Origin of the sequence: Delftia sp. WSY_16, from assembly GCF_043104415.1 — a bacterium.
GTDB classification, from domain to species: domain Bacteria; phylum Pseudomonadota; class Gammaproteobacteria; order Burkholderiales; family Burkholderiaceae_C; genus Comamonas; species Comamonas tsuruhatensis.
In genome coordinates this window covers 512,760-533,921 of sequence record NZ_JBICKS010000040.1, presented here as the reverse complement: position 1 = coordinate 533,921, position 21,162 = coordinate 512,760, and the positions used below count along the sequence as shown (strand labels likewise).

15 protein-coding genes are annotated in these 21,162 nt (G+C 67.7%); 14 read left to right on the top strand and 1 reads right to left on the bottom strand.

The window, feature by feature from the left end:
* Positions 1 to 257 precede the first annotated feature (257 nt).
* The 12 genes from ACF8O7_RS22080 to ACF8O7_RS22025 all read left to right on the top strand — a co-directional run bounded on the left by ACF8O7_RS22080 (position 258) and on the right by ACF8O7_RS22025 (position 17,934).
* A complete protein-coding gene (locus ACF8O7_RS22080; protein ID WP_227472490.1) occupies positions 258 to 728 on the top strand; it encodes a YjfI family protein in 471 nt (156 codons plus the stop codon).
* Between the two features lie 40 nt (positions 729 to 768).
* Positions 769 to 1,479 carry a PspA/IM30 family protein gene (locus tag ACF8O7_RS22075; protein ID WP_016446962.1) on the top strand — a complete coding sequence of 237 codons (711 nt, stop codon included), beginning with the start codon at positions 769 to 771 and terminating at the stop codon, positions 1,477 to 1,479.
* A gap of 75 nt (positions 1,480 to 1,554) precedes the next feature.
* The gene (locus tag ACF8O7_RS22070; RefSeq protein WP_016446961.1) at positions 1,555 to 2,223 is read left to right on the top strand and encodes a hypothetical protein; all 669 of its coding nucleotides are present in this window, start codon (positions 1,555 to 1,557) and stop codon (positions 2,221 to 2,223) included.
* Between the two features lie 131 nt (positions 2,224 to 2,354).
* Complete coding sequence (locus tag ACF8O7_RS22065; RefSeq protein WP_046240080.1) at positions 2,355 to 4,430, top strand: hypothetical protein; 2,076 nt, start codon at positions 2,355 to 2,357, stop codon at positions 4,428 to 4,430.
* A gap of 166 nt (positions 4,431 to 4,596) precedes the next feature.
* Positions 4,597 to 10,143, top strand: a complete 5,547-nt coding sequence (locus ACF8O7_RS22060; protein WP_227472489.1) for a DNA repair ATPase — start codon at positions 4,597 to 4,599, stop codon at positions 10,141 to 10,143.
* Between the two features lie 246 nt (positions 10,144 to 10,389).
* Entirely contained in the window at positions 10,390 to 11,034 is a 645-nt protein-coding gene (paoA, locus tag ACF8O7_RS22055; RefSeq protein ID WP_126311354.1) for an aldehyde dehydrogenase iron-sulfur subunit PaoA, read from the top strand.
* Complete coding sequence (locus tag ACF8O7_RS22050; protein WP_280048217.1) at positions 11,031 to 11,981, top strand: xanthine dehydrogenase family protein subunit M; 951 nt, start codon at positions 11,031 to 11,033, stop codon at positions 11,979 to 11,981. Before paoA ends, ACF8O7_RS22050 begins: the two co-directional genes overlap by 4 nt.
* Before the next feature lie 4 nt (positions 11,982 to 11,985).
* Positions 11,986 to 14,238 carry an aldehyde oxidoreductase molybdenum-binding subunit PaoC gene (gene paoC / locus ACF8O7_RS22045; protein ID WP_126311352.1) on the top strand — a complete coding sequence of 751 codons (2,253 nt, stop codon included), beginning with the start codon at positions 11,986 to 11,988 and terminating at the stop codon, positions 14,236 to 14,238.
* Between the two features lie 291 nt (positions 14,239 to 14,529).
* Positions 14,530 to 15,870, top strand: coding sequence for an MFS transporter (locus tag ACF8O7_RS22040; RefSeq protein WP_126311351.1), 1,341 nt, complete (start codon positions 14,530 to 14,532; stop codon positions 15,868 to 15,870).
* Between the two features lie 68 nt (positions 15,871 to 15,938).
* Entirely contained in the window at positions 15,939 to 16,346 is a 408-nt protein-coding gene (gene ligA / locus ACF8O7_RS22035) for a protocatechuate 4,5-dioxygenase subunit alpha (RefSeq protein ID WP_016453399.1), read from the top strand.
* The gene (locus ACF8O7_RS22030; RefSeq protein WP_275823260.1) at positions 16,346 to 17,218 is read left to right on the top strand and encodes a class III extradiol dioxygenase subunit beta; all 873 of its coding nucleotides are present in this window, start codon (positions 16,346 to 16,348) and stop codon (positions 17,216 to 17,218) included. The genes ligA and ACF8O7_RS22030 overlap by 1 nt, the downstream gene beginning before the upstream one ends.
* Positions 17,215 to 17,934, top strand: a complete 720-nt coding sequence (locus ACF8O7_RS22025) for an alpha/beta fold hydrolase (RefSeq protein ID WP_126312595.1) — start codon at positions 17,215 to 17,217, stop codon at positions 17,932 to 17,934. Before ACF8O7_RS22030 ends, ACF8O7_RS22025 begins: the two co-directional genes overlap by 4 nt.
* 18 nt (positions 17,935 to 17,952) lie before the next feature.
* Here the strand turns inward: ACF8O7_RS22025 and ACF8O7_RS22020 are convergent, their stop codons facing one another.
* Entirely contained in the window at positions 17,953 to 19,224 is a 1,272-nt protein-coding gene (locus ACF8O7_RS22020) for a LysR family transcriptional regulator (protein WP_126312596.1), read from the bottom strand.
* A 169-nt stretch (positions 19,225 to 19,393) separates the two neighbouring features.
* On the opposite strand from ACF8O7_RS22020, the gene ACF8O7_RS22015 reads away from it, so the two are divergent.
* Positions 19,394 to 19,846 carry a nuclear transport factor 2 family protein gene (locus ACF8O7_RS22015; protein ID WP_016453404.1) on the top strand — a complete coding sequence of 151 codons (453 nt, stop codon included), beginning with the start codon at positions 19,394 to 19,396 and terminating at the stop codon, positions 19,844 to 19,846.
* A 116-nt stretch (positions 19,847 to 19,962) separates the two neighbouring features.
* Positions 19,963 to 21,144 (top strand): porin, encoded by a 1,182-nt coding sequence (locus ACF8O7_RS22010; protein WP_126312597.1) that lies wholly within the window; start codon positions 19,963 to 19,965, stop codon positions 21,142 to 21,144.
* Positions 21,145 to 21,162 lie beyond the last annotated feature (18 nt).

Sequence of the window (21,162 nt, the reverse complement as noted above, 5' to 3'; positions counted from 1 at the left end):
TTACATATCCGTTTACAAATTGATCTTCATTACATGTAGACATCACATGTAATGGTCGCTATGGTATCCGCATGGAACAAAAGACATCAGCCCACTACCAGCGTCTGCACCGGCAACGGCTGCGCGAGCAGGGGCTGGTGAAAAAGGAGGTCTGGATTCTTCCAGAGTACGGTGCTGCATTGCAGCAATTGGAAAAGCAAATGCGCGTGTCCGGCTTGCAACCGGATTCAATGGTTCTCATCCACAAGGAGGGCAGCATGGACAACAGCAGACAGGCATATCGGGATATTCACGCCTTGGCGGGCGATCTGCAGCAATCAACGCTGGTGCAGGGCGGCCGGCTCCATATCGAGGTGCTTGAAGGCGCGGACGCCAGTCTGCTCATCAGCCTGCCCGAATTCGGCGATCTGCCGGTCCACGTGGCCCTGTCGGGCGACCAGCTGGTGGTGGAGGCCTTTCTCTGGCCCGCCGACCAGGTGCGCGATCGCGCCGGCCTCAACGAGCAGATGCTGCGCCTGCAAAAGCTGTTTCCCTTCACCACCATGGCGCTGGAACCCCAGGCCCATGGCGGCGAGGGCTATGTGATGTTCGCCGCCCTGCATGCCAGCAGCAGCGAGGGCGACATCATTGCCGAAATCCTCACCCTGGCCGACAGCGTCATCCAGGCCACCGAGGCGCTGGCCCACTATCTGACCCCTGCGCCGGTGCCCGCGCCAGTGCAGGCCTGAAGCCTGCCCGTTGAAGACACTGAGCCCCAAGGAGATCATCATGACCATCTGGAACAAGCTGGTGACCGCGTTGCGCGGCGCAGCGCACGAGGCCGGCGAGGCGGTGACCGACAGCCAGGCCCTGCGCATCCTGGACCAGGAAATCCGCGATGCCGACAGCGACCTGAACAAGTCCAAGGAAGCGCTGGCCGACATCATGGCCAAGCAAAAGCTGGCGGCCGGCAAGCTCAAGCAGACCCAGGAACGCATTGCCGAGTACGAGGGCTATGCCGTCAAGGCGCTGGACACCAGTGACGAGGCGCTGGCGCTGGAAGTGGCCGGCAAGGTCTCCGTGCTGGAGACGCAGCGCGACGAGGAGCAATCCCAGCTGGATGCCTACACGCAAAGCGTGGAGCAGCTGCGCGTGGCCATACAGACGGCGCAGACGCATATCAAGCGCCTCAAGCAGCAGGCCGACACCGTCAAGGCCACGGAAAGCGTGCAGCGCGCCCAGGCCACGGTGGCCGGCCGCTACGCAGGCTCGCAGACGCGCGTGCAAAGCGCGCTGGATTCGCTGGAACGCATCAAGCAAAAGCAGGCCGAGCGCGGTGCGCGCATGGAAAGCGCGGCCGAGCTGGCGCGCGACAGCAGCGAAGACGCGCTGGATGCCAAGCTGCGCGCCGCCGGCATCACGCCCCAGGCGGGCAATGCGCAATCGGTGCTGGAACGCCTGAAGGCGCAGCGCGCAGCCGCTGGCGGAAAAAGCGCTTGATGCGCGGCCGTGGTCCGGGCAAGCCGCTTCGTGCCCGCCGTCCTGGCTGCCGGGTTTGAAGGGAGGAGATAAAACATGTCTGCATTCCTGCAATACGCGTTCGGCTTTCCGACCTTCATCTTCGGCGCCTTGCTGCTGTTCATGCTGCTGTACTGGCTGATCGCCATGCTGGGCCTGCTGGAGGTGGACTCGCTCGACCACTGGGTGCTGTTCGACGGCAGCGACCATGCGCACGGCGTGGAGCACTCGGCCAGCGCGCTGGCCGGGCTGCTGCTCAAGGTGGGCCTGGGCGGCATTCCGCTCACGGTCATCCTCACCGCGCTGTTCCTGCTGTCCTGGCTGGCTTCCTATGTGCTGTGCCATTTCGTGCCCATGCCCCAGGGCTGGACCCTGGTGAACCTGCTGACTGGCACCTTGGTGGCCGTGGCGGCTGCCGTGCTGGGCTTTGCCGCCACGGTGCTGGTGCTGCGCCCGCTGCGGGGCATCGTCAACAAGGTGGCGCCTGCAGAGGAGCCCAAGGTGCTGCTGGGCCGCACCGGCCTGGTGCGCAGCGCCGTAGTGGACGGCACGCAGGGCTACGGCAGCGTGGAGGACGGCGGCGCCGGCCTGAACGTGCAGATGCGCTCGCCCGAGCGCGCACTGGGCCGGGGCACCGAGATCGTGCTTATCGAGCACCTGCCCGAGCACAACGCCTGGCGCGTGGTCAGCAAGGCCGAGTTCGACGGCACCGAGCTGCCGCGCTAGCTTCAGGAATTTCCAGGAATTCCTTTCTATTCGTTCCCATTGATTCCCATTGGCCCGGGCGCCCGTGCGGCGGGCGCGGCCTTTGCGTTTTTCAGCGTTTTCACAGATAGCAATTCACAGGGGAGATTCGCATGAACATGAGCAATATGGAGTGGTACATCGTCGCCGGGGTGGTGATCGGTTCCGTCTTCGTCGTCATCCTCGGGCTGTTCGCCCTGGTCAAGGCCTTCTACATCAAGGTCCCGCAGGGCACGGCGCTGATCATCAACGACACCACCTCGCAGCCCAAGGTCAAGTTCACGGGCGGCCTGGTGCTGCCGGTGATCCACAAGAAGGAATTCATGCAGATCTCGCTGCTGACGCTGGAGATCGACCGGCGCGGCAAGGAAGGCCTGATCTGCCGCGACAACATGCGCGCCGACATCACCGTGGCCTTCTACCTGCGGGTCAATGAAACGGCCGAGGACGTGCTCAAGGTGGCCAAGGCCATCGGCGTGGACCGGGCCTCGGACAAGACGGCCGTCAACGACCTGTTCAACGCCAAGTTCTCCGAGGCGCTCAAGACCGTGGGCAAGCAGATCGAGTTCGTGAAGCTGTTCGAGAACCGCCAGGATTTCCGCGACCAGATCATCCATGTCATCGGCAACGACCTCAACGGCTATGTGCTGGAGGACGTGGCCATCGACTATCTGGAGCAGACTCCCAAGTCCTCGCTGGACCCCAACAACATCCTGGATGCCGAAGGCATCCGCAAGATCACCGAGCTGACGGCCAACCAGAACATCGTCACCAACGAGCTCGAGCGCAACTCCGACTTGGCCATCACCAAGAAGAACGTGGAGACCAAGGAAGCCATGCTGGCGCTGGAACGCCAGCAGGCCGACGCCGAGGCCCGCCAAAAGCGCGAGATCGCCACCATCCAGGCGCGCGAGCAGGCCGAGACCCAGAAGGTGCAGGAAGAAGAGCGCCTGAAGGCCGAGCAGGCCCGCATCCAGACCCAGGAGCAGCTGGACATCCGCGAGGAAAATCGCCAGCGCGAAGTGGCCGTGGCCCAGCAAAACCGTGAGCGTGCGGTGGTGATCGAGGTCGAGAAGGTCACGCGCGCCAAGGAGCTGGAGATCGTGGCCCGCCAGCGCGAGGTGGAGCTGCAGCGCATCGAGAAGGAAAAGGCCATCGAGGTCGAGAAGGCCAACATCGCCAATGTGGTGCGCGAGCGCGTGGTGGTGGAAAAGTCCGTGGCCCAGGAAGAGGAACGCATCAAGGAAGTGCGCGTGGTCTCCGAGGCCGAGCGCATGAAGCAGGTCACCGTGCTGACTGCCCAGGCCCAGGCCGAGGAAGACCTGGTGCGCCAGGTCAAGAAGGCGGAGGCCGAAGAGGCCGCCTCGCGCCACAAGGCCGTGGAAGTCACGACCATGGCCCAGGCCGAGCTGGAGGCGGCCAGCAAGACCGCCGAGGCCAAGAAGAAGCTGGCCGAGGCCATCGAGGTCGAGCGCGCCGCGCCCGGCCTGGCCGATGCCAAGGTGCGCGAAGTCACGGCCGCCGCCCTGGAAAAGGAAGGCCTGGCGCAGGCCAGGGTGATCGCCGAGAAGATGATGGCAGAGGCCAAGGGCCAGCAGGAAAAGGGCCTGGCCGAGGCGCGCGTCATCGAGGCCACGGCCGACGCCAACGAAAAGCAGGGCCTGGCCGATGCCAAGGTGCTGGAAGAGCGCCTGCTGGCCCAGGCGCGCGGCGAGGCCCAGGTGGGCGCGACCAAGGCCTTGGTCACCCGCGACGTGGGCACGTCCGAGGCCGATGTGCTGCGCGACAAGCTCTTCGCCGAGGCCAAGGGCCTGACCGAAAAGTTCACCGCGCTGGCCTCGCTGTCCGACCAGGCGCGCTCGCATGAGGAGTTCCGCATGCAGCTGGAGAAGAACTTCGAGCAGGCGCTGGCCGCCATCGAAGCCAACAAGAGCGTGGCCAAGGACCAGTCCGAGGTGCTGTCGGCCGCGCTCAGCAAGGCCAACATCGACATCGTGGGGGGCGAGGGCGCCTTCTTCGACAACTTCGCCAAGGCGCTGTCCGTGGGCAAGGCCGTGGAAGGCGTGGCGGGCAAGAGCCCCATCGTGCAGGACCTGATCGGCAAGTTCCTCAGCGGCAAGGGCGGCGCATCGCTGCTCAACGCGCTGGGCGACGGCAAGGGCCTGCCGCCCACGCAGAGGGTCGACTGAACGGTCGATTCAACGGCCGACTGAACGGGGCGGCCGCCCGGCCGCTCCCTCCGCCGCCTGCCCAGCCTCCCGCATCCGCCTTCGTCTTCGCCTGCCTGCCCGCCCGTCTGCCGGCCGGCGGGGAAAGGCGTGAATGGTCCCTGACACGCGAAAGCCCGTGACGCCCATGTCCCAACCGTCCCCATCGTCTACACCGTCCTCACCGTCCCTCTCTCCCGACACTGCCGCCTCCGCCGTGGACCAGGCAGTCGCCAGCGGCGGCTCCTACGAAGTGCTGGCCAAGCGCCTGGACGGCCAGGGGCAGGCGCTGGAGGCGCTGGTGCGCCAGCTCAACGAGGAGCGGCTGGAGGAATTCGGCCGCAGCCAGATGGAAGTCATCGGGCGCATGCGCGTGCGCACCGAAAACAACTGCCTGGGCCGCGACATCGCCCAGGTCGGCGGCTACCTGCTGTTCGGCTACAACGTCTTCATGGGCCTGAAGCAGTCCACGCGCGTGGAAGACGTGTTCGGCCTGTACCGCCTGCACGAGGGAGAGCAGGGCTACGAGGTCACTCCCGTGGACCTCAAGGACAGTTTCCTGGGCATACAGAGCTTCGTGCAGGACTTCCAGGAGCTGTACGCCTACTACAAGAACACGCGGCTGATGCAGCTGGCCGTGCGCGACGGCAAGCTGCTGGCGAGCTTCCAGATCGGCGAGCGCCTGTCCGATGTGCGCGTGTTCCGCTGGTCCGTGCCCGTGGACGGCCAGCCCATACGCTACATAGACAACCGCGGCGAGCGCGACATCGAACTGCCTGCGCCCCATGACTTCGAATGGCAGCGCGCCGGGCGCGAGCAACTGGTGCAGGGGCGCCACCCGCACATCAACGTGCTGGACAAGGTCTTCGTCGAGACCCTGGGCGGCACGCTGACCATCAAGGTCGAGAACAACACCAACGACGGACTGGGCATCTACAGCGAGCCCGTGCAGGAGAAGAACCAGTCGCTGGACGACGCCGTGTTCGAGTACGCGGCCGTCGGCAGCCTGATCCTGCTGAAGATCCTGCCCTACCGCGAAGAGCAGTGGCGCTACCTGATCTTCAACACCGTCTCCCGCCAGGTGCTGCGCATGGATGCCATCGGCGCGGCCTGCATCCAGCTGCCGCAGGACCACGGCATCATCTTCCCGGGCGGCTACTACCTGCAAAGCGGGGAGAACCGCTCGTTCGAGCAGAACATGCAGGGCATGCGCTACCGGCGCAGCATCCGATCGCCCAACGGCGAGGACGTGCTCTACGTGTTCTACGAGCCCGAGAGCGGGCGCATGGCGCTGTTCAAGTACAACCTGATCGAGCGCGCCCTGCAGCCGCCCATCATCGGCCACGGCCATGCGCGCATGGACGACGGGCGCATCGTCATCTTCGCGGCCGAGAGCAACGAAGCCTCGCGCGTGCACCCCATGCAGGTCTGGCGCACGCCCTTCGCCTCGGACGACTACGCGGCGCGCCAGCCGCAGCGCGACAGCTTCCTGGGCCGCATAGGCAATGCCGAGCTGGTCAGCGGCATCTCAGACCTGTACAGCGTGCGCAAGGAAATCGCGGCCACCGAGGTCTCGCTGCCGCGCTACGAGCGCCTGATCGACGCCGCGCGCCGCCTGTTCGAGCGCTACCACTGGCTGGGCGCGCCGCAGCTCAAGGGGGTGCACGAGACCCTGCTGGGCATCGTCGCCACGGGCGATGCGGTCATCGACGAGTACGAAAAGGTCGAGAGCATCCGCAATGCCTCGGCCAAGGCCATGGGCGAGGTGTCCGGCCGCCATGGCCGGTTGCTCAAGCAATTGCGCCTGGCGGACTGGAAGGGCATTGGCGAATACGTGGATGCGATCACCCAGCTGGGCCAGCTGCGCGGCCAGCTCATGGCCACGCGCGACCTGCGCTATGTGGACCAGGCCGCCATCGACACCATGGTGCAGGGCGTCAACGAGGCCCAGGCCGATGTCTCCCAGCGCACGGCCGCCTTCATTGCCACCGACGAGGCCATGCAGCCCTATGCCGAGCAGCTGCAGGCGCTGGACCAGGCTGCGCAGGCGGCAGCCACGGTGGCGCAGATCAACGAGCCGCTGGCGCGCATGGCCGACATGGCGGCCGCGCTGGACATGCTGTCCGAGCTGATGGGCAGCCTTTCCATCGACGACGCCACGCAGCGCACCCAGGTGGTGGACCGCATCTCGGCCGTCTATGCGCGCCTGAACCAGGTGCGTGCACGCGCCGAGCAGCGCAGGTCTGGCCTGGGCGGCGCCGAGAACGTGGCCCAGTTCGCGGCCCAGCTGGCGCTGTTCTCGCAAAGCATCGTCAGTGCCCTGGGCCTGGCGCAGACGCCCGAGAAATGCGACGAGCAGCTGGCGCGGCTGCTGGTGCAGCTGGAGGAAATCGAAAGCCGCTTCGGTGAGCACGAGCAGTTCCTTGGCGACATCATGGCCAAGCGCGAGGAGGTGCTGGAGAGCTTCGAGGCGCGCCGCCAGTCGCTGCAGGACGAGCGCCAGCGCAAGGCGCAAGGCGTGCTGGACGCGGCCCTGCGCATCGTGCAGAGCCTGCCCAAGCGCACCGAGAAACTGGCCAGTGCCGACGCGCTGCATGCTTTCTTTGCAGGCGATCCGCTGATCGGCAAGCTCAAGGAGTTGTCCCAGCGCCTGCGAGAGCAACTGCACGACCCGGTCAAGGCCGACGATATCGACGGCCGCGTCAAGAACCTGCGCGACCAGGCGTTTCGCGCGCTGCAGGACCGCAGCGAGCTGTACGAAGGCGGCGGCGCCATCATCCGCCTGGGCCGCCACCGCTTCAGCGTGGGCAACCAGGAACTGGACCTGACCCTGCTGCCGCGCAACGGCGCACTGTTCCTGCACTTGGTCGGCACCGAGTATTTCGAGCCCGTGGACAATCCCGAGCTGGCCGCTTTGCAGGCCTACTGGGATGCCTCCACGCCGGCCGAATCGGCAGACTTCTATCGCGGTGAATACCTGGCCCTGGAAGTGGTGCAGGCCGCACGCCAGCGCCGCGACGGCTGGAGCGAGGCCCGGCTGGCCCAGTTGCTGCCCGACGAGGCGGCACTGACCCAGGCCATCCGCGAATTCTCCGCGCCGCGCTACCGCGAAGGCTATGAGCGCGGTATCCACGACCATGATGCGGCCCGCATCCTGCAGGTACTGCTGCCCCTGCGCGATGCCGCCGGCGTGCTGCGCTTTGCGCCCCACGCCCGTGCGCTGGCCCTGCTGTTCTGGAGCGCACAGGCCCAGGTGCAGCAGCCGCAGCTGGCTGCCGCCATGGCGCAGTGGCCGCTGCGCGCCCAGCAGGCCCAGGCCATGCAGCAGATGTTCGGCAGCGAGGCCGAGCAGTTGAGCCTGCGCGCCGACATTTCCGAGCGCCTGCGCGCCTATGCCGACGAGCGGGGCCTGCTGCGCGACCTGCTGCCAGGACAGGCGGCGTCCGCAGACAGCGATATCGACAGCCTCATCCACGGCGCCGCCGACTACCTGCAGGCCGAGCTGGCGCAAAAGGCCGTGCGCTTTTCCTTCTCCAGCTACAGCCAGTCGGCCATTGCCGCACTGCAGGCCGCCGTGCAGCAGCAGGCCCAGCCGCTGCAGCGCTGGGAGGAAATGCAGGCCTACTGGCAGGGCGAGGACCGGCACGACAAGCCTTTGGCGCCGCTGGACCAGCGCTGGCGCAGCGCGCTGCACTGGCTGCAGACCGCCTGTCGCGCGCTGGACGACGGGCAAGGGCAGGCCTGGCTGGCCTATTGCGGCGAAGCCGCCGCCTGGCTGTGCTGCGCCGGCCCACTGCCCTGCAAGGTCAGCAATGTGGACCTGCGCCATGAAGTGCCGGGCCTGCTGGGCCAGCATCCGCGCATTGCGGACGGCCGCATGTGGCTGCAGATCGACGACCTGGGCCAGCGCGCCGCGCGCCATTTCCGCAGCTTTGTCCCCGAATTCGGCCGCTACCAGGCGCTGCGCCAGCAGCTGCTGCAGGACTGGCGCTCGCGCGTGCGGGTGGACGAATTCAAGGCCCGGCCGCTGTCGTCCTTTGTGCGCAACCGGCTCATCAACGAGATCTACCTGCCCGTGATCGGCGACAACCTGGCCAAGCAGATCGGCGTGGCCGGCGAGAACAAGCGCACCGACCAGATGGGCCTGCTGATGATGATCTCGCCGCCCGGCTACGGCAAGACCACGCTGATGGAGTACGTGGCCAACCGCCTGGGCCTGATCTTCATGAAGATCAACGGCCCGGCGCTTGGCCACTCCGTGCGCTCGCTGGACCCGGCCCAGGCGCCGGACGCCACGGCGGCCAAGGAGCTGGAAAAGCTCAACCTGGCGCTGGAGATGGCCAACAACGTGATGCTGTACATCGACGACATACAGCACACGCACCCCGAGTTCCTGCAGAAATTCATCTCGCTGTCGGACGGCACGCGCCGCATCGAGGGCGTGTGGAAGGGCCAGACCCGCACCCACGACATGCGCGGCAAGCGCTTTTGCGTGGTCATGTCGGGCAATCCGTACACCGAGTCGGGGGAGGTCTTCAAGATCCCCGACATGCTGGCCAACCGTGCCGACATCTACAACCTGGGCGATGTGCTGGGCGGCATGCAGGAGGTGTTCAAGCTCAGCTATATCGAAAACAGCATGACCTCGAACGCCGTGCTGGCGCCGATGGCCACGCGCAGCCTGCAGGACCTGTACCTGCTGCTGGACAAGGCGCAGGGCAGGGATGTCTCGGGCAACGCGCTGTCGCACGACTATTCATCGGCCGAACTGCGCGAGATCGAGGCCGTGCTGGCCCGCATGGTGCAGGTGCGCGAGCTGGTGTTCAAGGTCAACCAGCAGTACATCCAGAGCGCCGCGCAGGACGACGGCTACCGCACCGAGCCGGCCTTCCGGCTGCAGGGCAGCTACCGCAACATGAACAAGCTGGCCGAAAAAATCACCCCGGTGATGAACGACCAGGAAATGCAGCAGATGCTGGCCGACCACTACCAGGGCGAAGCGCAGATGCTGACCACGGGCGCCGAGGAGAACCTGCTCAAGCTCGCCGAGCTGCGCGGGCAGATGAGCGACGAGGACAGCGCCCGCTGGCAGCAGATACGCCAGCAGTTCCTGCGCCGCCAGGCCGCAGGCGGCGCCAATGCCGACGCCGCCACGCGCGTGACGGCGCAGCTGGTCGACCTGGTCGCCGCCACGCGCGAGGTGGCCCAGTCGGTGGCCCAGCCCCAGCAGCAGGCGATGCAGGAAGGCGCCGCCGAACAGTCCCAGCTCCTGCAAGCGCTGCAGGCACTGCTGGCCCGGCTGCTGCAGACGCAAAGCGCCGCAGGCGACTCGCTGCACGGCATACGCGAGCTGATGGCGCAAAGGGCGGCCAGCGAGCCCGCCAGCACCCAGGCCGGCACCCCGTCAGAGGTGCAGGCCGCCCAGGACCGTCAGGCCCTGGTCCACATGCTGGGCCAACTGCTGACCCGGTCGCTGGCCCAGTCCCTGGAGCCCGTGGTCACGCACCTGGACCAGGCCCGCCGCCAGCAGCTGGGCCTGCACCGCGTGCTGATGCAGGTGGCCACGCGCATGCAGGAGCAGATCGACGCCCAGCGCGCGGGCCGCCCCGTGCCGGCTGCGGGCGCCATACGCTCCGAGGAAATCGACAAGGCCTTCGAGCGCATGCAGCGCGGCGACGTGCCGCCTGCGGCCTAGGCCCATCTCTGGGGCAAAGCCGGGGCAGGGCGCACCGGCAAAGGCTGGGGCGCCTTGCTGGCGCTGCCTTTGCATGGGCCGGGGGTCCTCGCACGTCTGCATGCGCTGATCCGTCATCGGACAACCCGATGTCCCGGACGTTGGACCATCACCTACAACCCGGGGCGCGTCCCGAACCGATGCTTGGAGTGGCGTGTCCGCAGCAGTGTGCACGCCCCACGAACGAGCCAACACGATGGACGCCCCATGGAACACAACCCCCAGCTTTCCGTTTCGCGGAGGGACCTGCTGATTGCAGGTGCCTCCACGGCTGCGGCAACGGCCGTGCCTCGATCCGCCGGCGCGCAAGTGCAGCCTCCCTCCATCCCTGAAGAGGTCCAACTGCCCGTCACCCTGCAGGTGAACGGCCAGGAACACCGCCTGGACCTGGACACCCGCACCACGCTGCTCGACGCCTTGCGCGAGCATCTGCACCTGACCGGCACCAAGAAAGGCTGCGACCATGGCCAGTGCGGGGCCTGCACGGTGCTGGTGAATGGCCGGCGGGTGGTGTCCTGCCTGAGCCTGGCCGTGATGAACCAGGGCGCCGCCGTGACCACCATCGAAGGCCTGGGCACGCCGCAATCCCCGCACGCCATGCAGGCCGCCTTCGTGCGGCACGACGGTTTCCAGTGCGGCTACTGCACGCCGGGGCAGATCTGCTCTGCCGTGGGCATGCTCGACGAGATCCGGCAAGGCATGCCCAGCCATGCCAGCGAAGACATCGTGGCCCAGCCCCTGGTGTCGGCCCATGAACTGCGTGAACGCATGAGCGGCAACCTGTGCCGCTGCGGGGCGTATTCCAACATCGTCGATGCCATCACCGAAGTGGCGGGGGAGGGGCGCACATGATTGCCTTCACCTACGAACGCGCCCAATCCCCCGCGCAGGCTGCCGCCGCCGTGGCGGCCCGGCCGGGCGCCCGCTTCATCGCCGGGGGCACGAATCTGCTGGACCTGATGAAGCTGCAGATAGAAACCCCCGTGCATCTGGTCGATGTCAACGGCACCGGCATGGACACCGTGGAGCCCACCGCGCAAGGCGGCTTGCGCATAGGCGCGCTGGTGCGCAACAGCGACCTGGCTGCCCATGCGCGCGTGCGGCGCGACTACGGCGTGCTGACCCGCGCCCTGGTGGCCGGCGCCTCTGGCCAATTGCGCAACATGGCGACCACGGGCGGCAATCTGCTGCAGCGCACCCGCTGCCCGTATTTCTACGACACCAATATGCCGTGCAACAAGCGCGTGCCGGGCAGCGGCTGTTCGGCCATTGCCGGCGTGAGCCGCCAGCATGCGGTGATCGGCGGCAGCGAGGCCTGCATTGCCACCCACCCCAGCGACATGGCCGTGGCGCTGCGCGCGCTGGACGCCACGGTGGAAACCATCCAGGCCGACGGCAAGGCCCGCGTCATCCCCATTGCCGACTTCCACCGGCTGCCCGGCAGCACGCCGCATGTAGAGACGGCCTTGCAGGCCGGCGAACTGATCACCTCCGTCACCCTGCCGCCGCCGCCGGGCGGCACGCACATCTATCACAAGGTGCGCGACCGTGCCTCCTATGCCTTTGCGCTGGTGTCGGTGGCCGCCATCGTGCAGCGCGACGGCAGCGGGCGCGTGGCCCTGGGCGGCGTGGCGCACAAGCCCTGGCGAGTGGAGGCGGCCGAAGCGTTGATGCCGCAGGGCGCCAAGGCCGTTGCCGACCGCCTGCTGGCAGGCGCCCGGCCCACGCACGACAACGCCTTCAAACTCACGCTGGCCGAGCGCACGCTTGCCTCCGTGCTGGACCAGGCCAGGAACTGACGCCATGAAATTCGACACCCCCGCAACGGTCAATCCCATTGACCAGCTCAAGATCATCGGCCAGCCGATGAACCGCATCGACGGCCTGCTCAAGACCACCGGCACGGCGCCGTATGCCTATGAGCGGCATGACGTGGTCCAGCACCCGGCCTATGGCTATGTGGTGGGCTCGGCCATCGCCAAGGGCCGCATCCGCAGCATCGGGCTGGCGCAGGCAAGCCGCGCGCCCGGCGTGCTGGCCATCGTCACCGCACAGACCGCTGGCAAGCTGGGCCAGGGCAAGATGAACACCGCGCCGCTGCTGGCAGGCCCCCAGGTGGCCCACTACCACCAGGCCGTGGCCCTGGTGGTGGCGGAAACCTTCGAGCAGGCGCGCGCTGCCGCGCAATTGGTCCGTGTGGACTACGAGCCCGTGGCTGGCGCCTACGACCTGGCCAAGGCCAAGGACTCCGCCGTGCCACCCGACAGCATCAATGGCGATGCGCCGGATACGGCCATTGGCGATTTCGAGGGCGCCTTCGCCTCTGCCCCCGTGAAGGTGGACGCCACATACACCACGCCAGACCAGTCGCACGCCATGATGGAGCCCCATGCCACGCTGGCCGCATGGAAGGGCGACCAGCTCACGGTATGGACCTCGAACCAGATGATTGCCTGGGGGCAGGGCGAGCTGGCAAGGACGCTGGGCATTCCCAAGGGCAAGGTGCGCCTGGTCTCGCCATTCATTGGCGGCGGTTTTGGCGGCAAGCTGTTCCTGCGGGCCGATGCGCTCTTGGCCGCACTGGGGGCGCGCGCGGCAGGCCGCCCGGTCAAGGTCGCACTGCAGCGCCCGCTGATGGCCAACAACACCACGCACCGCCCGGCCACCATCCAGCGAGTGCGCATCGCGGCAGGGCAGGATGGCAGGATCACCGCCATCGGCCACGAAAGCTGGTCGGGCGACCAGCCCGGAGGATCGGCGGACGGTGCCGTGGACCAGACCCGCCGCATGTATGCCGGCACCCATCGCATGACCGCCACGCGCCTGGCCGTACTGGACCTGCCCGAGGCCAATGCCATGCGCGCCCCCGGCGAAGCCACGGGGCACATGGCCCTGGAAGTTGCCATGGACGAGCTGGCGGAAAAGCTCGGCATCGATCCCGTGGAGCTGCGCATCCGCAACGACACCCAGGTGGTGCCGGACAGCGGCAAGAAGCCGCAACCCGAGGCGAAGGAGGGCACCCCTGCCCAGGAGCACAAGCCGTTTTCCCGCCGTGAGTTCGTGCAGTGCCTGCGCACGGGCGCCGAGCGCTTCGGATGGAGCCAGCGCAATCCCCAGCCGGCCCAACGGCGCGAAGGGCGCTGGCTGATCGGCCTGGGCATGGCCGGCGCCTACCGTGGCGCGCCTGTCATGAAGTCCGCCGCCCGCGTGCGCCTGGACAGGCAGGGCATGCTCACCGTGGAAACCGACATGACCGACATCGGCACGGGCAGCTACACCATCATTGCCCAGACGGCGGCCGAGATGCTGGGCCTGCCGCTGCAGCAGGTGCGCGTGCGGCTGGGCGACTCCGGCTTTCCCGTGTCGGCTGGTTCGGGCGGGCAATGGGGCGCGGCCAGTGCCACCTCCGGCGTCTATGCCGCCTGCCTGAAGCTGCGCGAGGCCGTGGCGCGCAAGCTGGGCATGGACCCGGGGACGGCCGAATTCTCGGATGGGCATGTGCAGGCGGGCGGCAAGCGCAGGGCCCTGGCCAGCGCTGCCGGCGACGCCGACCTGACGGCCGAGGACGCCATCGAATTCGGCGTGCTGGACAAGAAGATGCAGCAGTCCACCTTTGGCGCGCACTTCGTGGAGGTCGCCGTGGACGCATTCACCGCCGAAGTCCGCGTGCGCCGCATGCTGGCCGTTTGCGCGGCCGGCCGCATCCTCAATCCCAAGACGGCCCGCAGCCAGGTCATCGGCGCCATGACCATGGGCGTGGGCGCGGCCCTGATGGAAGAGCTGGCCGTGGACACGCGCCTGGGCTTGTTCGTCAACCACGACCTGGCGGGCTATGAGGTGCCCGTGCATGCCGACATCCCGCACCAGGAAGTGATCTTTCTGGACGAGGTCGATCCCATGGCCTCGCCCATGAAGGCCAAGGGTGTGGGCGAGCTGGGCATCTGCGGCGTAAGCGCAGCCATTGCCAACGCCATCCACAACGCCACCGGCGTGCGGGTGCGCGACTACCCGATCACGCTGGACAAGCTGCTGGCAGGATTGGGGAGGCTGGCATGAGAGGGCACTGCACCTGAGGCAGCCCGCTCAGGCCCTGGATTCTTGATGAACGAAGGCCGGTCACCTCTGGGTGGCCGGCCTTTTTGCATGTAGCCATCAATAGAACGCATAGCTTGCGCGTCCGTCGGCATTGGCCTGGAGAGGCTGGCGTGGAGATACTTTTTGCACTGGGAAATGTCGGCGCTGTGCGCTCCGAACGCAGGCCACCCCCAGTTTCCCCACAACAGAACCTGGCCTGGGTGCAAAGCGCCTGCCAGGGCAAAGAGACAACCTGCTCCGACAAGGACTTGTATGAAAGATATCCGCAAGACGATGGACGAGGGCGCCATGGCGCCGTTCCAGTGGCTCGCCGTGGCCATCTGCATCCTGCTCATCATGCTGGACGGCTTCGATGTGCTGGTGATGGCCTTCACCGCCTCGGCCGTCGCTGCCGAGTGGAAGCTCAACGGGGCGCAGCTGGGCGTGCTGTTCAGTGCCGGGCTGATCGGCATGGCCATAGGCTCGCTGTTCCTGGCGCCCGTGGCCGACCGCCGTGGCCGGCAACCCGTCATCGTGCTGTGCCTGGTCGTGGTGTCCGTGGGCATGCTGCTTTCTGCCGCAGCGCGCAGCTATGTGGAACTGGCAGCCCTGCGCGCCATGACGGGCGTGGGCATTGGCGGCATGCTGGCCAGCGTGGGGGTGATCACCTCGGAGTATTCATCGAACAAATGGCGCAGCACGGCGATTGCGCTGCAGGCCACGGGCTATCCGATTGGCGCCACGCTGGGCGGGCTCATGGCCGCCTGGCTGCTGACACACCATGGCTGGCGCTCGGTCTTCGTGTTCGGCGGGCTGGCCACGGCGCTGATGGTGCCCATCGTGCTGTGGCGGCTGCCGGAGTCGGTGGACTTTCTGTTGGGCCGCCGCCCGGCACGTGCGCTGGAAAAGCTCAACCGGCTGATGGCACTCATGGGGCACCCCGCCATGCTGCAGCTCCCCGCGCAAGCCGGCGGTGACGTCCAGCAGGGCAATACCGTGGCCGCATTGTTCAGGAACGGCCTGGCGCGCCCCACGCTCATGCTCTGGGCCGGCTTCTTCCTGCTGATGTTCAGCGTCTACTTCTCCCTGAGCTGGACGCCCAAGCTGCTGGTGCAGGCCGGCCTGTCGGCACAGCAGGGCGTGACGGGCGGCGTGCTGCTCAACCTGGGCGGCATTGTCGGCGGCAGCCTGTTCGGCCTGCTGGCAGTGAAGGTGAGGCTGCGCCAGCTTGCCATGGGCAGCCTGCTGCTGAATGCCTTGTTCACTGCGCTGTTCGGCCTGGCCTCGGCCAGCCTGGGCTGGGCGTTCGCCGCAGCGGTGGGCGTGGGCGTGTTCCTGTTCGCCTCCATGGCCGGGCTGTACGGGCTGGTGCCGGCCACCTATCCGGCCCAGGTGCGCGCCACCGGCATGGGCTGGGCCATAGGCATTGGGCGCATAGGCGCCATCGTGGCGCCCACCATGGCCGGCCTGCTGCTGGACGGTGGCTGGCAGCCTGCCTCGCTGTACTACGTCTTTGCCTTGCCGCTGATTGCCGCTGCGCTGGCCGTGTGGGCCACGGGTGCCGGCCGCGCCCTGGCGCCGATGGGTGGCGCGCTGCGAGCGCCTGGTGCTTGATCCTTGAACCCCTATCCGTGAGCACGCGCCCAAGCGCCCAAGCGCTCAAGCGCAGGAGAAACACTTCCATGGCATTGGACAAACCCTATCTCGACGTACCGGGAACCACGGTCTTCGACGCCGAGCAATCCCGCCAGGGCTACTGGCTCAACCAGTTCTGCATGTCGCTGATGAAGGCCGAGAACCGCGAGCGCTTTCGGGCTGACGAGCGCGCCTATCTGGGCGAATGGGCCATGACGGCCGAGCAAAGACAGGCCGTGCTGGACCGCGACCTGAACCGCTGCATTGCGCTGGGCGGAAACATCTACTTCCTCGTGAAGATCGGCGCCACCGACGGCGTCAGCGTGCAGAACATGGTCTCGACCATGAGCGGCATGAACGAGGAGGACTACCGCCAGATGATGCTGGGCGGCGGACGCAGCATCAATGGAAACCGCTACCTGCATGAGCAGGAACGACAGGAAAAAGGCATCTGATGGCACGCATCACCGCATCCGTCTACACCTCGCATGTGCCCGCCATCGGCGCGGCCATGGACCTGGGCAAGGTGGGCGACCCCTATTGGCAGCCGCTGTTCAAGGGCTTCGAGCACTCGCGCCAATGGCTCAAGGACAACAAGCCCGACGTGATCTTCCTGGTCTACAACGACCACGCGACCGCGTTCAGCCTGGACTTCATTCCGACGTTTGCCATCGGCACGGCCGCGGAATACCAGCCCGCCGACGAAGGCTGGGGCCCGCGCCCCGTGCCCAAGGTCATCGGCCATCCGGAACTGGCCAGCCACATTGCGCAGTCGGTGATCCAGCAGGACTTCGACCTGACCATCGTCAACAAGATGGACGTGGACCACGGCCTGACCGTGCCGCTGTCGCTGATGTGCGGCGAGCAGGACGCGCGCACGGGCGCCTGGCCCTGCCCGGTGATTCCGTTTGCCGTCAACGTGGTGCAGTACCCCGTGCCGTCGGGCCAGCGCTGCTTCAACCTGGGCCGCGCCATCCGCCGCGCCGTGGAAAGCTTCGACGAAGACCTGAACGTGCAGATCTGGGGCACGGGCGGCATGAGCCACCAGCTGCAGGGCGCGCGTGCGGGCCTGATCAACAAGGAGTGGGACAACCGCTTCCTGGACCTGCTGATCGAGAACCCTGCCGGCCTGGCCAAGATGCCGCATATCGACTACGTGCGCGAGGCCGGCTCCGAAGGCATCGAGCTGGTGATGTGGCTGATCGCGCGCGGCGCCATGGCCGATGTGGATGGCCCCGCGCCGCTGCCCAAGGTCAACCACCGCTTCTACCATGTGCCCGCGTCCAATACGGCGGTGGGACACCTTATCCTGGAGAACGCTGCATGAGCCGGCCTTGCGTGGTACTTCTGCCGGGCCTGCTGTGCGACGAGACGGTCTGGCGCGAGCAGCATGCGGCCCTGTCCTTTGCTGGTGTTGCCGAGTGCATTGTTCCGTCCTATGGCGCGGCGGCCACCATCGAAGACATGGCGCGCCTGGTGCTGGATGGCGTGGCGGCCGAGCGGTTTTCGCTGGCGGGCCATTCCATGGGCGGGCGCGTGGCCTTGGCCATTGCCGGCATGGCGCCCCAGCGTGTGGAACGGCTGGCCTTGCTGGACACCGGCATGGACCCCATCGCCCCGGGCGAGGCCGGCGAGAGCGAACGCGCCAAGCGCATGGCGCTCTTGCAGATCGCCCGGAACAGCGGCATGCGCGAGATGGGCCTGCAATGGGCGCGCGGCATGGTGCATCCGGACCGGCTCGATACGCCGCTGTTCAGTGAGGTGCTCGACATGGTGGCGCGCTTCACGCCCGAGGTGTTCGCCGCGCAGATCAATGCCTTGCTGAACCGCCCCGATGCGGGCGATGTGCTCAGGCAGCTGCGCTGCCCGACCCTGCTGGCCTGCGGTCGCCAGGATACCTGGAGCCCGCTGTCACGCCATGAGCGCATGCAGGCCCTGTGCCCGGGCGCCGAGCTGGTGGTGATCGAGGACAGCGGCCACATGAGCACCATGGAGCAGCCGCAGCAGGTGTCGCGGGCACTGCTCGACTGGATGGGGCGCTGAGCGAGCGCTGCGCTCAGCCTAGGCCGGCAGATCGCCCACGGCCCGTCGGCAGGCCTGCATGAACAGCTCCAGGTCCTGCGAGGCCGTGCTCAGCGCACGCGTGGCCAGCCCGATGCGCCTGCGTGTGGAAGGCAGGTCCACGGGCACGATGGACAACTGCCCGCCGTGGTCATCCTGCAGGGCCTGTCCGCGCGAGGCCAGGGCCAGCCGGCCCGTCTGCAGCACAAAGGCCAGCGTCATGGTCGGGCTGCTGGCGCGCAGGCTGGCGCGCGGCGGCTCCAGGCCCTGGCTGCGGAACAGCTGGACCATGGCGCGGTCGGCCGGCGTGCCGGGCAGGGGCGACACCCAGGGCCATTGCAGCAAGTCCTCCAGAACCAGCTGGCCGCAGCCCAGGCAGGCATGGCCGGCCGGTGCCACCACGACCAGGTCATCGTCGAACAGGTGCAGCTGGCGTACCTCATCGGAGGGCATGTCGGCGCGCAGGGCACCGGCGATGGCGTCGATGTCGGCGCTCAGCAGGTGCTGCACCAGGCTCTCGTAGGTGCCGTCCACGATGCTGACCTCGATGTCCGGGTGGCTGGCGGCCAGGCTGTCGACCGCGCGCGGCAGGAAGATTCCCACCGACAGCGGCAGCACGCCGACCACCACGCACCCCCGGATCTCGCCGCGCCAGGCGGAAATATCGCTGTCCATGCCGCGCACCTCGGCCAGGGCCAGCTTGACGCGGCGCAGCAGCGCTTCGCCGGACGGCGTCAGCCGCGTGCCGAAGGCCAGCTTGTAGAACAGCTGCATGCCCAGACTGGTTTCCAGCCCCTGCAGCGCCGCATGCACGGCGGGCTGCGTCAGGCCCAGCCACTGCGCGGCCAGGGATTCGCTGCCGCAGTCGGCAATGGCAACGAGGGCGCGCAGCTGGCCCGCAGGCACGGTCTCGGCAAAACGCTCGGGCAGGGGAGGGCGCTTGGCCGCCAGCGTGGCGGCGGCCTGGGCGTCGGCAGCGCCGCTGCCCAGATGCTGGAGCATGGCCTCGATGCGGGCGGCCAGTTGGCTGCCCAGCGGGGTCGGCATCATGCCGCGCGCACCGCGCATGAACAGCGGCACGCCGCAGGCCTCTTCCAGTTGCAGTACCGAACGCGCCACGGCCGGCTGAGAAAGATGCATAGCCTGGGCGGCCCGCGTGGTGCTGCCGTGGCGCACCACGCTCAGCATGGCGCGCATGGCTCGCAAATGGCCTGCCAACTCGGGAAAACGCGAGGGATTGCTGCTGGCCCAGGGGGCAAGAGAAAGGTTCATTGAAAGGTGCTTCGCGGTACGTTGGAAGAACGTGTTTTGATTGTCCCATAAGAAAAACGCATTGATGGCCGGGGCTCCGGCATTGGCCGGATCGGTGCCGGCATGGAATGCTTGGGGCCTGGATCAAGACAGCCCATCGCAGGCTGCGAATTCCGGGGAGACAAGAAACATGAACCATGAAATCGACCGGCTGCTGGCCCGCCAGGCCTGCCTGGACCTGGTGCTGCGCGCTGCTGCCTTTGCGGATGCCGGTGATGCCCGGGCCCTGGCGCAGCTGTTTGCCGAAGACGGCCAGCTGCAACGGCCCGGCGGCGAGGTGCTGGGCGGGCGCACGGCCATCGCCGCTGCGTACTCCCGGCGTCCCGCGGGCCGCATGACCCGGCATCTGGTCACCAACACGCTGGTGGAACTGCAAGGCCCGGACCGCGCCAGCGCGCGCAGCCAGGTGCTGCTGTGGTCCTGCGACGAGGCCGATGCCATCACGCCGCACGGCCGCCCGGCGCAACCGCGCCAGCTCGTAGGCGAGTTCGATGACACCTTCGGCCGCAGTCCTGAAGGCCGTTGGCTGATCACGCGCCGCGTGGCGCGCTTCGTCATGTACCGGGACCTCCCGGGCGCCTGAAGAGCAGGGCGCCCAGCCGCTTTCTCCCATTTCCCCGTGCCCGCCACTCTCGCCTTTCCCAAGGCGCAGCGTTGCGGCGTGCCGATTCCGCAACGACAACGACAGGAGACACAAGCATGAACCGCACTCTCAAAAGCATTCCCCAACCCCCAGCCAGGCGCCCACTGCGGGTTTGTCTGGGCCGCCTCGCCCCGCTCGCCATGCTGGCAGCAGCAGCAGGCGGCGCCCAGGCCCAGACCGCCTCATCGGTGACGCTGTACGGCCATCTGGACACCGGCATCGAGCACCTGACGAATGTGCAAGGCGGCGGATCGCTGACGCGCATGCCTGGCCTCACGGGAACGGCACCGTCGCGCTGGGGGCTGCGCGGCAGCGAGGATCTGGGCGGCGGCCTGAGCGCCGTCTTTGCGCTGGAGTCAGGCTTTGGCCCGGATGCCGGCACCTTCAACCAGGGCGGGCGGGGCTTCGGGCGCCAGGCCTGGGTGGGGCTGTCCGGAGGCTGGGGCAGTGTCTCGCTGGGGCGCAACTACACCATGCTGTACTGGGCATTGTTCGATGCCGACCTGCTCGGCCCCAACGCCTTCGGCCTGAGCAGTCTGGACAGCTACATCCCCAACACGCGCACCGACAACTCCCTGGCCTACCGGGGACGCTTCGGCGCCTGGAGCCTGGGCGCCGCCTACAGCCTGGGACGCGATGCCGTCAACGCCGGCCCCAGCCCGGCCGGCACCAACTGCGCCGGCGAATCGGCCACGGACAGGCAGGCCTGCCGCCAGTGGTCGGCCATGCTGAAGTACGACACCGCGCCCTGGGGCTTTGCCCTGGCCGTGGACGAGATGCGCGGCGGCGCCGGTGCATTTGCAGGGCTCACGCGCTCGGACCTGAAGGACCGCCGCATCATGCTCAACGGCTATGCCGCGCTGTCACCCACCATCAAGCTGGGCGCCGGCCTCATGCGCCGCGACAACGACGCGGCCCAGGCGGCCTCGGCCAGTAACGGCGCCACGCCGCGCAGCACCCTGGCCTGGGGCGGCCTGTCCTGGTCCCCCAGCGCCGCCGTCGTGGTCGATGGCCAGCTGCAGCAACTGCGCTATGCCCGGGGCGGCGACCGCTCCACCCTGCTGGCCCTGCGCGCCACCTACAGGTTCTCCAAGCGCACGGCGGTCTATGCCCAGGCCGCGCGCATTGACAACGGACAGCGCCTGGCCATCTCGGTCAGCTCGGCCGCAGCCGGCGGCAGCCCGCTGGCGGGCGCATCGCAGACCGGCCTGATGCTGGGCCTGCGCCACTCGTTCTGAAACCGACGGCAAATACAA

Coding starts and splice junctions, on each gene's coding strand:
- ACF8O7_RS22080 (WP_227472490.1), top strand. CDS start 258: ATGGACAACAGCAGACAGGCATATCGGGATATTCACGCCTTGGCGGGC.
- ACF8O7_RS22075 (WP_016446962.1), top strand. CDS start 769: ATGACCATCTGGAACAAGCTGGTGACCGCGTTGCGCGGCGCAGCGCAC.
- ACF8O7_RS22070 (WP_016446961.1), top strand. CDS start 1,555: ATGTCTGCATTCCTGCAATACGCGTTCGGCTTTCCGACCTTCATCTTC.
- ACF8O7_RS22065 (WP_046240080.1), top strand. CDS start 2,355: ATGAACATGAGCAATATGGAGTGGTACATCGTCGCCGGGGTGGTGATC.
- ACF8O7_RS22060 (WP_227472489.1), top strand. CDS start 4,597: ATGTCCCAACCGTCCCCATCGTCTACACCGTCCTCACCGTCCCTCTCT.
- paoA (WP_126311354.1), top strand. CDS start 10,390: ATGGAACACAACCCCCAGCTTTCCGTTTCGCGGAGGGACCTGCTGATT.
- ACF8O7_RS22050 (WP_280048217.1), top strand. CDS start 11,031: ATGATTGCCTTCACCTACGAACGCGCCCAATCCCCCGCGCAGGCTGCC.
- paoC (WP_126311352.1), top strand. CDS start 11,986: ATGAAATTCGACACCCCCGCAACGGTCAATCCCATTGACCAGCTCAAG.
- ACF8O7_RS22040 (WP_126311351.1), top strand. CDS start 14,530: ATGAAAGATATCCGCAAGACGATGGACGAGGGCGCCATGGCGCCGTTC.
- ligA (WP_016453399.1), top strand. CDS start 15,939: ATGGCATTGGACAAACCCTATCTCGACGTACCGGGAACCACGGTCTTC.
- ACF8O7_RS22030 (WP_275823260.1), top strand. CDS start 16,346: ATGGCACGCATCACCGCATCCGTCTACACCTCGCATGTGCCCGCCATC.
- ACF8O7_RS22025 (WP_126312595.1), top strand. CDS start 17,215: ATGAGCCGGCCTTGCGTGGTACTTCTGCCGGGCCTGCTGTGCGACGAG.
- ACF8O7_RS22020 (WP_126312596.1), bottom strand. CDS start 19,224: ATGAACCTTTCTCTTGCCCCCTGGGCCAGCAGCAATCCCTCGCGTTTT.
- ACF8O7_RS22015 (WP_016453404.1), top strand. CDS start 19,394: ATGAACCATGAAATCGACCGGCTGCTGGCCCGCCAGGCCTGCCTGGAC.
- ACF8O7_RS22010 (WP_126312597.1), top strand. CDS start 19,963: ATGAACCGCACTCTCAAAAGCATTCCCCAACCCCCAGCCAGGCGCCCA.